Origin of the sequence: Geodermatophilus sp. CPCC 206100 (assembly GCF_048569675.1) — a bacterium.
Lineage (GTDB): Bacteria > Actinomycetota > Actinomycetes > Mycobacteriales > Geodermatophilaceae > Geodermatophilus.
Map to the genome: position 1 here is coordinate 73088 of NZ_JAQISV010000014.1, position 13445 is coordinate 86532.

The 13445-nt window shown below is 74.8% G+C and carries 14 protein-coding genes; 6 read left to right on the plus strand and 8 right to left on the minus strand.

The window, feature by feature from the left end:
- Positions 1 to 101: 101 nt before the first annotated feature.
- Positions 102 to 1028, plus strand: coding sequence for a PspC domain-containing protein (locus PGN05_RS07995; protein ID WP_419752013.1), 927 nt, complete (start codon positions 102 to 104; stop codon positions 1026 to 1028).
- Positions 1021 to 1323 (plus strand): hypothetical protein, encoded by a 303-nt coding sequence (locus tag PGN05_RS08000; RefSeq protein ID WP_419752014.1) that lies wholly within the window; start codon positions 1021 to 1023, stop codon positions 1321 to 1323. Before PGN05_RS07995 ends, PGN05_RS08000 begins: the two co-directional genes overlap by 8 nt.
- Positions 1324 to 1389: 66 nt before the next feature.
- Here PGN05_RS08000 and PGN05_RS08005 read toward each other — a convergent pair whose 3' ends face one another.
- Entirely contained in the window at positions 1390 to 1974 is a 585-nt protein-coding gene (locus PGN05_RS08005; RefSeq protein WP_419752015.1) for a dienelactone hydrolase family protein, read from the minus strand.
- A gap of 64 nt (positions 1975 to 2038) precedes the next feature.
- Here PGN05_RS08005 and PGN05_RS08010 point away from each other — a divergent pair, with 64 nt between their 5' ends.
- Positions 2039 to 2743 (plus strand): helix-turn-helix transcriptional regulator, encoded by a 705-nt coding sequence (locus PGN05_RS08010; protein ID WP_419752016.1) that lies wholly within the window; start codon positions 2039 to 2041, stop codon positions 2741 to 2743.
- Here PGN05_RS08010 and PGN05_RS08015 read toward each other — a convergent pair.
- The 4 genes from PGN05_RS08015 to guaB all read right to left on the minus strand — a co-directional run bounded on the left by PGN05_RS08015 (position 2728) and on the right by guaB (position 7660).
- Positions 2728 to 3216, minus strand: a complete 489-nt coding sequence (locus PGN05_RS08015) for a GNAT family N-acetyltransferase (protein ID WP_419752017.1) — start codon at positions 3214 to 3216, stop codon at positions 2728 to 2730. The genes PGN05_RS08010 and PGN05_RS08015 overlap by 16 nt on opposite strands.
- A gap of 222 nt (positions 3217 to 3438) precedes the next feature.
- Positions 3439 to 5001, minus strand: coding sequence for a glutamine-hydrolyzing GMP synthase (gene guaA, locus PGN05_RS08020; protein ID WP_419752018.1), 1563 nt, complete (start codon positions 4999 to 5001; stop codon positions 3439 to 3441).
- Positions 5001 to 6152 (minus strand): GuaB3 family IMP dehydrogenase-related protein, encoded by a 1152-nt coding sequence (locus PGN05_RS08025; RefSeq protein WP_419752019.1) that lies wholly within the window; start codon positions 6150 to 6152, stop codon positions 5001 to 5003. The genes guaA and PGN05_RS08025 overlap by 1 nt, the downstream gene beginning before the upstream one ends.
- A 2-nt stretch (positions 6153 to 6154) precedes the next feature.
- Complete coding sequence (guaB, locus tag PGN05_RS08030; protein ID WP_419752020.1) at positions 6155 to 7660, minus strand: IMP dehydrogenase; 1506 nt, start codon at positions 7658 to 7660, stop codon at positions 6155 to 6157.
- A 199-nt stretch (positions 7661 to 7859) separates the two neighbouring features.
- Here guaB and PGN05_RS08035 point away from each other — a divergent pair, with 199 nt between their 5' ends.
- A complete protein-coding gene (locus PGN05_RS08035) occupies positions 7860 to 8261 on the plus strand; it encodes a DUF5319 family protein (protein WP_419752021.1) in 402 nt (133 codons plus the stop codon).
- 116 nt (positions 8262 to 8377) lie between these two features.
- Here the strand turns inward: PGN05_RS08035 and PGN05_RS08040 are convergent, their stop codons facing one another.
- The gene (locus tag PGN05_RS08040; protein WP_419752022.1) at positions 8378 to 9142 is read right to left on the minus strand and encodes a DNA-binding response regulator; all 765 of its coding nucleotides are present in this window, start codon (positions 9140 to 9142) and stop codon (positions 8378 to 8380) included.
- A gap of 338 nt (positions 9143 to 9480) precedes the next feature.
- Here PGN05_RS08040 and PGN05_RS08045 point away from each other — a divergent pair, with 338 nt between their 5' ends.
- Positions 9481 to 9780, plus strand: a complete 300-nt coding sequence (locus PGN05_RS08045; RefSeq protein WP_419752023.1) for a WhiB family transcriptional regulator — start codon at positions 9481 to 9483, stop codon at positions 9778 to 9780.
- A gap of 158 nt (positions 9781 to 9938) precedes the next feature.
- Here the strand turns inward: PGN05_RS08045 and groL are convergent, their stop codons facing one another.
- Together groL and groES are read right to left on the minus strand one after the other, a co-directional pair.
- Complete coding sequence (gene groL / locus PGN05_RS08050; protein ID WP_419752024.1) at positions 9939 to 11582, minus strand: chaperonin GroEL; 1644 nt, start codon at positions 11580 to 11582, stop codon at positions 9939 to 9941.
- A 148-nt stretch (positions 11583 to 11730) separates the two neighbouring features.
- Positions 11731 to 12039 carry a co-chaperone GroES gene (gene groES, locus PGN05_RS08055; protein WP_097205740.1) on the minus strand — a complete coding sequence of 103 codons (309 nt, stop codon included), beginning with the start codon at positions 12037 to 12039 and terminating at the stop codon, positions 11731 to 11733.
- A 184-nt stretch (positions 12040 to 12223) separates the two neighbouring features.
- Here groES and PGN05_RS08060 point away from each other — a divergent pair, with 184 nt between their 5' ends.
- Positions 12224 to 13438 carry a class I SAM-dependent methyltransferase gene (locus tag PGN05_RS08060; RefSeq protein WP_419752025.1) on the plus strand — a complete coding sequence of 405 codons (1215 nt, stop codon included), beginning with the start codon at positions 12224 to 12226 and terminating at the stop codon, positions 13436 to 13438.
- Positions 13439 to 13445: the final 7 nt, after the last annotated feature.

Below are 13445 nucleotides of genomic sequence, written 5' to 3' on the forward strand. Positions count from 1 at the left end.
GCCACGTCCCACACCGGTGATCACCCTGGAGTAGCGGACCAGGGTCGAGTGGGGGCCTTCCCTGATGCCTGCGGGCCCGTTCGCGTCGCAGGCTCTGTGGCATGACCTCCGTACCGCCTCCCCCGGCACCCCCCGTGCCCCCGCCCACCGGCTGGCCGCCGCCCGCCGAGTACCCGTCGACCCCGCCGGCCCGGCCGCAACTGCGGCGCAGCCGCACCGACAAGGTCGCCGGCGGTGTCGCCGGCGGCCTGGCCGAGTACAGCGGCATCGACCCGCTGCTGTGGCGGGTCGGCTTCGTCGCCCTGGCCCTGGCCGGCCCCGGCATCCCGATCTACCTGCTGCTGTGGCTGTTCATGTCGGCCGCCCCGGGGGACGGCGCGGCCGGATCCCGCGGCGAGCGGGTCAAGGCGCCGGCCGGCCCGCGCTCCCCGGTGCCGGGCATCACCCTCGCCGGGCTGCTCATCGTCGTCGGCACGATGGTGCTGATCAGCCGCTTCACCGACTGGTCGCTGGCGCCGCGGTTCATCCTCGGGTCCGGCCTGCTGGTCGTCGGCCTGGGCCTGGTGGCCGCGGCGTTCTCGACCGGACGGCGCGCCAAGGGCGGGCTGATCGCCCTGGGGGTCCTGCTGTCGATGGCGCTCATCGCCGTGGCCGCCGAGCCGTGGCGCTCCGTCCACGGCGGCATCGGTGACCGCACGTTCCACCCGATGACCGCGGCCGACGTCCGGCCGGTCTACGACGCCGGCGTCGGGGACGTGACCCTGGACCTCTCCGACATCGACATGAGCGCCCTCGACGAGCCGATCACCACCCGGCTGGACGCCGGCATCGGCAACGTGGAGATCCTCGTGCCGCGGGACGCCGACGTCCGCATCGAGGCCGACAGCGGCATCGGCAACATCGAGGTGTTCGGCGAGGAGGGCGCCGGCGACGGCCTCTACCGCGGCAGCGGCGCCGGTGACGACGAGCCCGAGATCGTCCTGAACATCGACGCCGGTATCGGCGACGTGGAGGTGTCCCGTGCCTGACTACAGCGAGTTCCCCACCACCCCGACCGCCTGGCAGGAGCACGCCTTCGGTGACATCACGCCGACGGCGCTCGAGGCCCCCGCACCCCCGCCGCCGCCCCAGCGCCGGGGCGTCGACCTCACCGCGCTCGTCCCGGGCCTGGCCTTCGTCATCCTGGCCATCGTGGTGATGGCCGGGGCGGTGGTCCCCTTCGGGCTCGTCGCCGAGGGCGGCCTGCTCTGGCTGGTGCTCATCGGAGCCGGCGTGCTGCTGCTGGTGAGCGAACTGCGGAAGGCCCGTCGCCGGCGGGGCTGACCCGAGGAGGGGCGGGACGGGCGGAGGGCCCGGGGAGCGCATCGCTCCCCGGGCCCTCCGCCGTGGTCAGCCGGTCGACCGGGCGCAGAAGGCCAGCGCGCGCCGCCACAGCTCCTCGGTCGCGGCGGCGTCGTGCTCGGCGGGCAGGCTCGGGTCGGTGAACAGGTGCCCGGCGACCGGGTGCTCGACGAACTCGACGGGGCTGCCGCTGCGCCGCACGTCGGCCAGGAACCCGTCCACCCACTCCGGGGAGCGGTGCGGGTCCCGCTCGCCGTAGTGCAGCTGCACCGGCACCCCGGCCGGCCACGCATCGGCTCCGAGCACCGCCACCGGCAGCGCCCCGGAGAACAGCAGCGCCCCGGCGCACCGCCGCTGGGTGGCCACGTACTCGGCCATCCCCGCGCCGTTGGAGAACCCGGCGGCGACGAACCCGTCGGGGAGGTCGCGGACGGCGTCGAGCGCGCTCGCCATCAGCGCCGGGAAGCCGACCTCGTCGACGTGGGCCCCGGCGGCCGCGTAGTCGTCGAAGACGCGCCCGCCGTACTGGTCGACGACGAGCACGTCGTGCCCGGCGGCCCGCAGCCGGCCGGCGGCGTCGGTGATGCCCGGGCGGACGCCGAGGGCGGAGTGGAAGAGCGCGATCGAGGCCATGACCGCAGCCTGGCGCACGCCTGGTGACACCGTCCTGTCACCGACTCCTGCCAGGATCGGCCGCGTGAACCGCACCGACCGGCTGCACGCCCTCGCCGAGGAGCTGCGCCGGGCCGGGCCCCGGGGCCGGACGGCGGCGCGGCTGGCCGGGTGGCTGGAGGTCTCACCCCGGACGGTCAAGCGGGACGTCGCCGCGCTGCAGCAGGCCGGGGTGCCGATCTGGGCGACCGCCGGCCCGGGTGGCGGCTACGTCCTCGACGCCTCGGCGACCCTGCCGCCGGTGAACCTCACCCCCGCGCAGGCGGTCGCGGTCGCCGTCGCCCTGGCCGGTGCGGCGGACGCGCCGTTCGCCGCCGACGGGCGCATGGCGCTGGAGAAGGTGCTGGACGCGCTGGGCCCCGCGGCGCGCGCCGAGACCGAGCGACTGGCCGGCCGCGTCTGGGTGCGCGGCCCCGCGCCGCGGTCGGCCGCGGCCGCCGTCGTCGAGGACGCGCTGGCGCGGCGCCGGGTCGTGGTGCTCACCTACCGCGACGCCGCGGGGACGCCGTCCCGCCGCCGGGTCGAGCCCCTGGCGGTGGCCCGCACCGAGGGGCACTGGTACCTCATGGCCTGGTGCCGGGAGCGGGACGCGCCCCGCTGGTTCCGCTGGGACCGGATCGCCGCCGCCGACCTCACCCCCGAGCCGGTGCCCGACCGGGACCTCGCCGCCTTCGGCACCCCGCCCCCCGACGCCGCCCCCGTCCGGGCGGGTGCTCACAGGGCGCGGTAGTACCGCACGAGCGGCAGCCCGGTGAAACCGCGCCCCTCGTACAGCGCCCGCGCGGGAGCGTGCCCGGGGTCTCCACCGGTCCCGATGACCACCAGCGGGACGCCGCGCGCGGACGCGTGCGCCACGGCGTGGTCGAGGAGCCCGCCGGCGATGCCGGCCCGCTGGTGGCGCGGGTCGACGGCGATCATGTCGACCTCGCCGACCGGGGTGGCGCCCTCCTCGGTCCACCGGACGGCGACGAACCCGACCGGCCGGCCGGCCACGTCGGCGACCCACACGTCGGTGTCGTCGGCCCGGCACACCTCCGCGACCGCCGCGGCCTGCGTGGCGCGCCAGTCCGGATAGACCAACGCGAAGGCCCGGGAGCCCATGACCGCCGCGAAGCTCTCGAACACCGGGGCCCACGCCTCGACGGCGAAGGTGACGACCGGGTCGACGTCGTCCTCGGTCAGCGGCCGGATCGCGACGTCCACGGAGCGATCAGACCACGCGGCTCCGCGCAGGTGCGAGCGGATCGGCGGCCGGACGGCCCCGTCGCCGGGACCCGCCCCGAGCCTCAGCGACAGCGGTGGGGCAGGTGAGGGGATGGAACGGCCCCCTGCAGGGTCCCGCCGCGGCCCCGTCCAGAGGCTCGGCGCGAGCTTGCGAGCGGTGAGGAGGACGGGGTCCTTCCAGGGTGGGGTGCAGAGGTCCTTCTACTCCCACTCGATGGTGCCCGGCGGCTTGCTCGTCACGTCGAGGACGACCCGGTTGACCTCGGGCACCTCGTTGGTGATCCGGGTGGAGATGCGGGCCAGGACGTCGTAGGGCAGCCGGGTCCAGTCGGCGGTCATGGCGTCCTCGCTGGACACCGGGCGCAGCACGATCGGGTGCCCGTAGGTCCGCCCGTCGCCCTGCACGCCCACCGATCGGACGTCGGCCAGCAGCACCACCGGGCACTGCCAGATCTCCCGGTCCAGGTGCGCCGCGGTCAGCTCGGCGCGGGCGATGGCGTCGGCCTTCCGCAGCACGTCCAGCCGCTCCTGGGTGACCTCACCGACGATGCGGATCCCCAGGCCGGGGCCGGGGAACGGCTGCCGCCACACCAGCGAGTCGGGCAGGCCCAGCTGCGCCCCCACCTCGCGCACCTCGTCCTTGAACAGCGTGCGCAGGGGTTCGACGAGGGTGAAGGTGAGGTCCTCGGGCAGCCCCCCGACGTTGTGGTGGCTCTTGATGTTGGCCGTGCCCGTGCCGCCGCCGGACTCGACGACGTCCGGGTAGAGCGTGCCCTGCACGAGGAAGTCCACGCTCTCGCCGTGGGCCTGGGCGTCGGCGACGACGTCGAGCGCGGCCTGCTCGAAGACCCGGATGAACTCGCGCCCGATGATCTTCCGCTTCTGCTCGGGGTCGCTGACCCCGGCGAGCGCGGCGAGGAACTGCTCCCGCGCGTCGACCACCCGCAGGTCGGCGCCGGTGACGGCGACGAAGTCCCGCTCGATCTGCTCGGTCTCCCCCTCCCGCATCAGGCCGTGGTCGACGTAGACGCAGGTCAGCCGGTCACCGATGGCGCGCTGCACGAGCGCTGCGGCGACGGCGGAGTCGACCCCGCCCGACAGCCCGCACAGCGCGCGCCGGTCGCCGATCCGGGCGCGGATCCGCTCGACCTGCTCCTCGACGACGTTGGCCATCGTCCAGGTCGGCTCCAGGCCGGCGATGTCGAACAGGAAGTGCTCGAGCACGGTCTGGCCGTGGGCGGTGTGCCGGACCTCGGGGTGGAACTGGACGCCGGCGAGCTTGCGGTCGACGTCCTCGAAGGCCGCGACCGGCGCCCCGGTGGACGTCGCGGTGACCGTGAAGCCGGGCGGGGCGGCGCTGACGGCGTCCCCGTGGCTCATCCACACCGACTGCTCGACCGGCAGCTCCCCGAACAGCCGCGCCTGGGTGGTGACGGTCAGCGGCGTCCCGCCGTACTCGCGGTCGCCGGTGTGCGCGACGGTGCCGCCCAGGCTCTGCGCCATGGCCTGGAAGCCGTAGCAGATGCCGAAGGCGGGCACCCCGGACTCGAACAGCGTGGCGTCGACCTGCGGGGCACCGGGCGCGTAGACGCTGGACGGCCCGCCGGAGAGCACGATCGCGGCCGGCTTGCGGCCGACGATCTCCTCGGCCGGGACGTCGCAGGGCACGATCTCGGAGTACACCCCCGCCTCCCGGATCCGCCGGGCGATGAGCTGGGCGTACTGGGCGCCGAAGTCGACGACGAGGACGGTCGGGAAGTCCATCAGTCGTCCTGGCGGGCCGGGGTGTAGCCGCCGATCACGAGGTCCACCCGCTGGAACTCCTTGAGGTCGCGGTAGCCGGTCTTGGCCATCGTGCGGGCCAGCGCGCCGAACAGGTTGGTGCGGCCGTCGGCGGTCTCCGCCGGCCCGAGCAGCACCTGCTGCAGCGACCCGGTGGGCGGCACCGCCGGCGACGCGCCACCGCGGGGCAGCCGCGGGTGGGCGGCGACCGAGTCCCACCAGATGCCGCCGCCGGGCGCCTCCGCCGCCGTCCGCAGCGGCTCACCCACCTGGACGGCGTCGGCGCCGCAGGCCAGGGCGCGGGCGATGGCGCCGCTGGTCTCGATCCGGCCGTTGGCGATGACGTGCACGTAGCGGCCGCCGGTCTCGTCCAGGTAGTCGCGGCGGGCGGCCGCCGCGTCGACGATGGCGCTGGCCAGGGGCACCCGCACGCCCATGACGGTGTCGCCGGTGGAGAAGCTGTCGGCGCCCACGCCGACGATCACGCCGGCCGCGCCGGTCCGCATCAGGTGCAGCGCGGTCTGGTAGTTGGCCGCGCCGCCCACGATCACCGGGACGTCGAGGTCGGCGATGAACTCCTTGAGGTTGAGCGCGTCCCCCTGGCTGGTCACGTGCTCGGCGGAGACGATCGTGCCCTGGATGACCAGCAGGTCGACCCCGGCCGCCAGCACCGTGGGCGCCAACTGCACGGTGTGCTGCGGCGAGACGCGCACCGCCGTCGTCACGCCCGCGTCGCGCATCTCCTTGATCCGCGCGGTGATCAGGTCCGGCTTGACCGGCTCGCAGTACACCTCCTGCAGCATCGCCACCGGCGGGGCGCCGTCGCCGGCCGCCTCGCGCAGCCGCCCGTAGACCCGGGCGGGGTCGTCGTAGCGGGTCCACAGCCCCTCGGCGTTCAGTACGCCCAGGCCGCCGGCCTGGCCCACCGCGATCGCCGTCGCCGGGCTCACCACGGCGTCCGACGGGCTGGTGACCAGCGGGATGTCGAACCGGAAGGCGTCGATCTGCCAGGCGGTCGAGACGTCGTCGACGTCCCGCGTGCGCCGCGACGGCACGATGGAGACCTCGTCCAGGTCGTAGCCGCGGCGGGCGAAGCGGTTGAGCCCGATCTCGACGGTGTCGCGCGTGGGCATGCTCAGCGCCCCCGGTAGTTCGGAGCCTCGACGGTCATCTGGATGTCGTGGGGGTGGCTCTCCACCAGCCCGGCCGAGGTGATGCGGGTCAGCTGCCCGCGCTCCTGCAGCTCCTCCACGGTCCCGGCGCCCGCGTAGCCCATCGAGGCGCGCAGCCCGCCGACCAGCTGGTGGGCCACGCCGGAGAGCGGGCCCCGGTAGGGCACCTGACCCTCGATGCCCTCGGGCACGAGCTTGTCGTCGGAGAGGACGTCGTCGGCGAAGTAGCGGTCGCGGCTGAACGACTGGTTGCCGCGCTTCTGCATCGCACCCAGCGACCCCATGCCGCGGTAGGTCTTGAACTGCTTGCCGTTGACGAACACCAGCTCGCCGGGCGCCTCCTCGACGCCGGCGAACAGCCCGCCGATCATCACCGTGGAGGCGCCGGCGACCAGGGCCTTGGCGATGTCGCCGGAGTGCTGCAGCCCGCCGTCGGCGATGACCGGCACGCCGGCCGGCCGGGCGGCCAGCGCGGCCTCGTAGACGGCGGTGACCTGCGGGACGCCGACGCCGGCGACCACCCGGGTGGTGCAGATGGAGCCCGGCCCGACGCCGACCTTCACCGCGTCGACGCCGGCGTCCACGAGCGCCTGCGCCCCGGCCCGGGTGGCGACGTTCCCGCCCACCACCTGCACGCCGAAGTCGGCCTTGACCCGCGCGACCATCTCCAGCACCGCCCGCTGGTGGCCGTGCGCGGTGTCGACCACCAGCACGTCGACCCCGGCCTCGACCAGCAGCCCGGCGCGCTTGTAGGCGTCCTCGCCCACGCCCAGGGCCGCGCCGACCATGAGGCGGCCGTCGGCGTCCTTGGTGGCGTTCGGGTACTGGTCGCGCTTGACGAAGTCCTTGACGGTGATCAGCCCGCGCAGCCGGCCGGCGTCGTCGACCAGCGGCAGCTTCTCGATCTTGTGGCGGCGCAGCAGGGCCAGCGCGGTGTCGGGGTCCACGCCCACGGGGGCGGTCACCAGCGGCATCGGCGTCATCACGTCGCGGACGAGCACCGACTGGTCGGTCTCGAACCGCATGTCGCGGTTGGTCACGATGCCGACCAGGACGCCGTCGGCGTCGACGACCGGCGCGCCGGAGATGCGGTAGCGGGCCGACAGCGCGTCGACCTCGGCGAGGGTGTTGTCCGGCGAGCAGGTCACCGGGTTGGTCACCATGCCGGCCTCGGACCGCTTCACGAGGTCGGCCTGGCCGGCCTGCTCCTCGGCGGCGAGGTTGCGGTGCAGGATGCCGATGCCGCCGACGCGGGCCATCGCGATCGCCATGCGCGCCTCGGTCACGGTGTCCATCGCGCTGGAGACCAGCGGGACGGCGAGCCGGACGTCCCTGGTCAGCTGGCTGCTGGTGTCCACCTCGGCCGGGACGACGTCGGACGCACCGGGGATGAGCAGGACGTCGTCGTAGGTGAGACCGAGCGGGGCGAACTTCGCCGGCAGCTCGGGGACGTACTGGTCGGGCTGCATGGATGCCGCCACCCCTCCGGATCGGCCGGCACCCTCCTGGGCGCGCGGGGAGCCTCCCCGATCGTAGGCGGCGACCCACGGCACTCGATGTGATCCCCGTCAGGCCACTACCGTGGGGGCCGCGGGTGAGCGTGCGCGCCCGCACCGAGGCGCAACAACCCGGTGTACGCACACCGACGAGCGCCAGCGAGGAGGAAGCGTGAACCCGTTCGACGACACGGCCGGCCCCGACTTCGGGCCTGCCGACCAGCCGGGACCTCCCCCGCTGACGATGGAGGAACGGGCCGGCGTCCTGGACGACCTCGCGGAGCTGGAGGTCTTCCGCACGCTGCTCGAGCCGACCGGCATCAAGGGCATCGTCGTGGACTGCCCCGACTGCGAGGAGGAGCACCACGTCGACTGGGCCCTGATGCAGGCCAACCTCCGCCAACTGCTGGAGGAGGGCCAGACCGGTCGGCACGAGCCGCCCTTCGACCCGGATCCCGACGACTACGTCAGCTGGGACTACGCCAGCGGCTACGCCGACGGCGTGGCCGCGATGGCCGAGCGGGAGGAGCCCGGCGGCTCCGGCCGCGGCGGCCGGCACGCCCGCGAGGACTGACGAAGGACCCCCTGCCCCCCACCGCTCGCAGGCTCGCGGCGGGACCCTGCAGGGGGCCCAACACGACGAGAGCCCCCGGTGACCTCACCGGGGGCTCTCGTCGTGGTGCTCGTGGATCAGGTCATCATGCCCCGGCGGAAGCCGGTGGCCACCGCCTCGGCCCGGTCCTTGGCCCCCAGCTTGCGGAACAGCCGGCGGGCGTGGGTCTTGATCGTGTCCTCCGAGAGGTAGAGCTCCCGGCCGATCTGGGCGTTGCTCTTGCCCTGGCTCATCCCGGTCAGCACCTGCATCTCGCGCATCGAGAGGCTCACCTGGGCGGCCTCGCGCACCGTGGAGCGGACCGTCGTCGGTGCGCCGCCGGCCAGCGGCGTCGCGCTGTTCCAGGCCGCGGCGGCACCGGAGGACGACCCGTGGGACGCGCCGACCGTGGCCAGGGGCACCGGCTGGTGCGGCACCGCGGGCAGCGGGCCGCGGCCGTCGACCCGCAGGCCGACCCGCGACAGGCCCAGGCCCATCTCCAGTGCGCTGGCGTCCCAGCGCAGGTAGCCGCGGGCGCCGACGGAGACCGCCGCGCGGACGGTCTCCGCGTCGTCGGGCGCACCGAGCACCAGCACGGGCAGCCGCGGGTGGGCCCGCAGCGCCTGGGTGGCGACGGTGAGACCGGAGTCCATGGCCCGCTGGGTCCCGATGAGGAGGACGTCGGGCATCCGGGTCGCCAGCCGGGACATGAGGGCCGCGGCGTCGCCGACGACCTCCACCCGGCCGACGAACGGCAGCGCCACCAGCCGGCCCGCGATGTCGTCGCGCACCCGTCGCCGCTCGTCGTAGACCCACACTGTCGTCGTCCCGTGACCCGGGCCGCGCATCCTGTCGTCGATCACGCCTGCTCCTCGCTCTCCCGGCCGCCACGTGCCGACCGGGTTCGACCGCCCGGATCCCCCGGCCGGGTGTCGCTCGGGCGGGAGGTCCCCGCTCGGGGTCCGCTCGCCGTCGCCGTGGTGCGCCGGGCCTCTGGCGGGTGTCCCACGCCGGAGTTCGGCACGCCCTGCAGTCACCTTGATCGACTCCAGGGAGCGGGGACAGCCGCTCTCACCCAGCGGGGGGAGACGAGAGCCGAGAAAATGCGGGGTCACGGTGTGTTTGACCCGTGGAGGCCTCGGGCACCGGCCCCATGCAGCCGGACCGCCCCCTCCGGCTCGCACCGAGCCGAGGAGGACGAATGGCCGACATCCGCCGCCTGCCCACCCCCGTTGCCGAGGTCTGGGACTGGCAGCTGCACGGAGCCTGCCGTGGCGAGAGCACGGCGCTGTTCTTCCACCCTGACGGTGAGCGCGGCCCCGCCCGGGCCCGCCGACAGACCGCCGCCAAGGCCGTCTGCGGCCGCTGCCCCGTCATCGACGCCTGCCTCAAGCACGCGCTCTCGGTTCGCGAGCCCTACGGGGTGTGGGGCGGCATGAGCGAGGAGGAGCGGGCCCGGCTGATCGCCGCGGAGCCCGTCGCCGTCGCCGCGGGGGTCTGACGGAGGCCACAGACACGACGAGGGCCGGTCCAGCAGTTGCTGGACCGGCCCTCGTCGTCTGTGCGGGGCGCCCTCAGGTGTTGATCATCGGCACGTGGTCGTGGGACGCGCCGGAGCGGCCCGCCACGTGCCGATGATCAACTCACCGGGGTCTGGGCTCAGTGGCTGTGCCCGTGGCCGTGCGAGTGGCCGTGCGTGTGGTGCCCGGCCCCGGCGTGGTCGTGCTCCTTCTCGGGAGCCTCGACGACGGCGGAGTCGGTGGTCAGCACCATCGCGGCGATCGAGACGGCGTTGCCCAGCGCGGCCTTGGTGACCTTGACCGGGTCGATGACGCCCTGGGCGGCCAGGTCGCCGAACTCGCCGGTCGCGGCGTTGAAGCCGGTGCCCGGGCCGGCCTCGCGCACCTTGGCGACGACGACCCGGCCCTCGAAGCCGGCGTTCTCGGCGATCCGCACCAGCGGGGCGTCGAGGGCGGTGCGGACGGCGCGGGCGCCGGTCAGCTCGTCGCCGGACAGGCCGAGGGCGTCGATCGCCGCGGCCGCGTGGACCAGCGCGGAGCCACCACCGGGGACGACGCCCTCCTCCACCGCGGCGCGGGTGGCGGCGATGGCGTCCTCGATCCGGTGCTTCTTCTCCTTCATCTCGACCTCGGTGGCCGCGCCGACGCGCACGACGCCGATGCCGCCGGCGAGCTTGGCCAGCCGCTCCTGCAGCTTCTCGCGGTCCCAGTCGGACTCGGTCGCCTCGATCTCGCGCCGGATCTGCGCGACCCGGTCGGAGATGGCCTCCCGGGTGCCGCCGCCGTCGACGATCGTGGTGTTGTCCTTGTCGACGGTGATCCGCCGCGCGGTGCCGAGCACCTCGAGGCCGACCTGGTCGAGCTTCAGGCCGACGTCCTCGCTGACCACCTGGCCGCCGGTGACGACGGCGAGGTCGGTCATGAACGCCTTGCGCCGGTCACCGAAGTAGGGCGACTTCACCGCGACGGCCTTGATGGTCTTGCGGATCGAGTTGACGACGAGCGTGGACAGCGCCTCGCCCTCGACGTCCTCGGCGACGATGAGCAGCGGCCGGGCGCCGGTGGACAGCACCTTCTCCAGCAGCGGGAGCAGGTCGGCCAGCACGCCGATCTTGCCGCTGACCAGCAGCACGAGGGCGTCCTCGAGGACGGCCTCCATCGCCTCCTGGTCGGTGACGAAGTACGGCGACAGGTAGCCCTTGTCGAACTGCAGGCCCTCGGTGACGTCGAGCTCGGTGGAGAGGGTGTTGCTCTCCTCGACGGTGATGACGCCGTCCTTGCCGACCTTCTCCATCGCCTCGCCGATCAGCTGCCCGACCTCGGCGTCCTGCGCGGAGATCGTGGCGACGCCGGCGATGGCCTCCTGGTCGGAGACCGGGATGGCGACCTCGTCGAGGGCCTTCGAGACCGCCTCCGCGGCCGCGCGCATGCCGACGCCGAGAGCCGTCGGGCTGGCGCCCGCGGCGACGTTGCGCATGCCCTCGTGCACGAGCGCCTGGGCCAGCACGGTCGCGGTCGTGGTGCCGTCACCGGCGACGTCGTTGGTCTTGGTCGCGACGTTCTTGGCCAGCTGGGCGCCGAGGTTCTCGTACGGGTCGTCGAGCTCGACCTCGCGGGCGATGGTCACGCCGTCGTTGGTGATCGTCGGCGCGCCGAACTTCTTGTCGAGGACGACGTTGCGCCCGCGCGGGCCGAGGGTCACCTTGACCGCGTCGGCGAGCTTGTCCACACCGCGCTCGAGCGCACGGCGGGCGTCCTCGTTGAACTTGATGATCTTGGCCATGGGGCCCTTCCGATCGGGGTGCGGGGGAAGACGACGACCGCCCCGGGACCCGGTGTTCGGGTCGCCGGGGCGGTCAGGTGACGTGCTGGAGCGGCCCCGTCGCAGGGGCCCGCCGCGAACTCGCGAGCGGTGGGGGGCGACGGGGTCCTTACTTCTCCACGACGGCGAGCAGGTCGCGGGCGGAGAGCACGAGGTACTCCTCGCCGGCGTACTTGACCTCGGTGCCGCCGTACTTGGAGTAGATGACCACGTCGCCGACCTTGACGTCGAGCGGGACGCGGTTGCCGTTGTCGTCGACGCGACCGGGGCCCACGGCGACGACCGTGCCCTCCTGCGGCTTCTCCTTGGCGGTGTCCGGGATGACCAGGCCGGAGGCGGTGGTGGTCTCGGCCTCGTTGGCCTGGACCACGACGCGGTCCTCGAGCGGCTTGATGGTGACCTTGGTAGCGGTCGTCACGTCGGTGACGCCCCCTTCGGGATCGGACGGCTGGGTCGGTGGTGCTGAGCTGTGCCACGGGACCCGGCCTGCCGTCGCGGGGGTCAGGCGCCTGCCCGTGTCGATTGGCACTCTACCCACGAGAGTGCCAGCACTCAACCGGGGTCCCCCGGTGGGGAGCCCCCGCGTGCGTCACCCTGTTCCCGTGCCCGCCGACGCCCTCGACCAGCTGCGCTGGCTGCGCACCCCCGAGGGCGCCGCGGCCACCGCGCGGGCCGCCGCCCTGCTCGAGGGCGGCGCCGACCTGCTCCCCGGGCTGGGCCGGCTGCGCGCGGAGGTCGGGCCCGACCACGCCGGCCCCGCCTGGGAGCTCGCCCGGCTGCGGGCCCGGGCCCGACCGGTCTTCGGGCCGGAGGCCGACCTCCTGTTCCTCACGGCGGACACCCTCGAGCAGGCCGGCCGCCCTGCGCTGGCCGCCCGGCGGGCGCGGCGGCTGCTGGCCGACGGGTCCGACTCGTCGGTCGACCTCGGCTGCGCGTCGGGCACCGACACGGTCGCCCTGGCCCGGGCCGGGGCCAGCGTGCTCGCGGTCGACGTCGACCCGCTGGCCCGGGAGCTGACCGCCGCCAACGCCGAGGCCCTGGGGGTGGCCGACCGGGTGTGGGTGGTCGCGGGGGACGCGGTCGAGCTGGTCGCGGCCGCCGCCGGCGGGGAGGTGGCCGGGTGCGCCGCCGCCGTCCTCGACCCCGCGCGCCGGGCCGGCGGGCGGCGGCTGCTCGACCCCGACCGGTGGTCGCCCCCGTGGACGACGGTGTCCGCGCTGCTCGACCGGGCCCCGCGGGCCGTGGTCAAGGTGGCGCCCGGCCTCGACCACGACCGGGTGCCGGCCGGCGTGGAGGCGGAGTGGGTCTCCTCCGGGGGCTCGATCGTCGAGGCGCTGCTGTGGGGGCGGGCGGTGTCCACGGTCTGGCGCCGGGCCACGCTGGTGCGCGGGGACGAGGTGCTGGAGCTGACCGCGCACGCCGATCCCGGCCCGGCGCCGGTCGGCCCGGTGGGCGGCTGGCTGCACGAGCCCGACCCCGCCGTCATCCGGTCGGGGCTGGTGTCGATGGTCGCGGCGGATCTGGGCGCCACGCTGGTCGACCCGACGATCGCCTACCTCACCTCCGACGCGGCCGCCGACTCCCCGTGGGTCACCTCGTACCGGGTGGACGAGGTCCTGCCGTTCGGCCTGAAGCGGCTCAAGGCGCTGCTCCGGGCCCGCGGGGTCGGCCGGGTGGTGGTGAAGAAGCGCGGCTCGCCGATCGAGCCGGAGCAGCTGGCGCGGCAGCTGCGCGGGCCGGGCGCGGGCTCGGCGACCGTCGTCGTCACCCGGGTCGCCGGCGCCCCGACCGCCCTCGTGTGCGGAGTCGCTGGGTGACGGATCC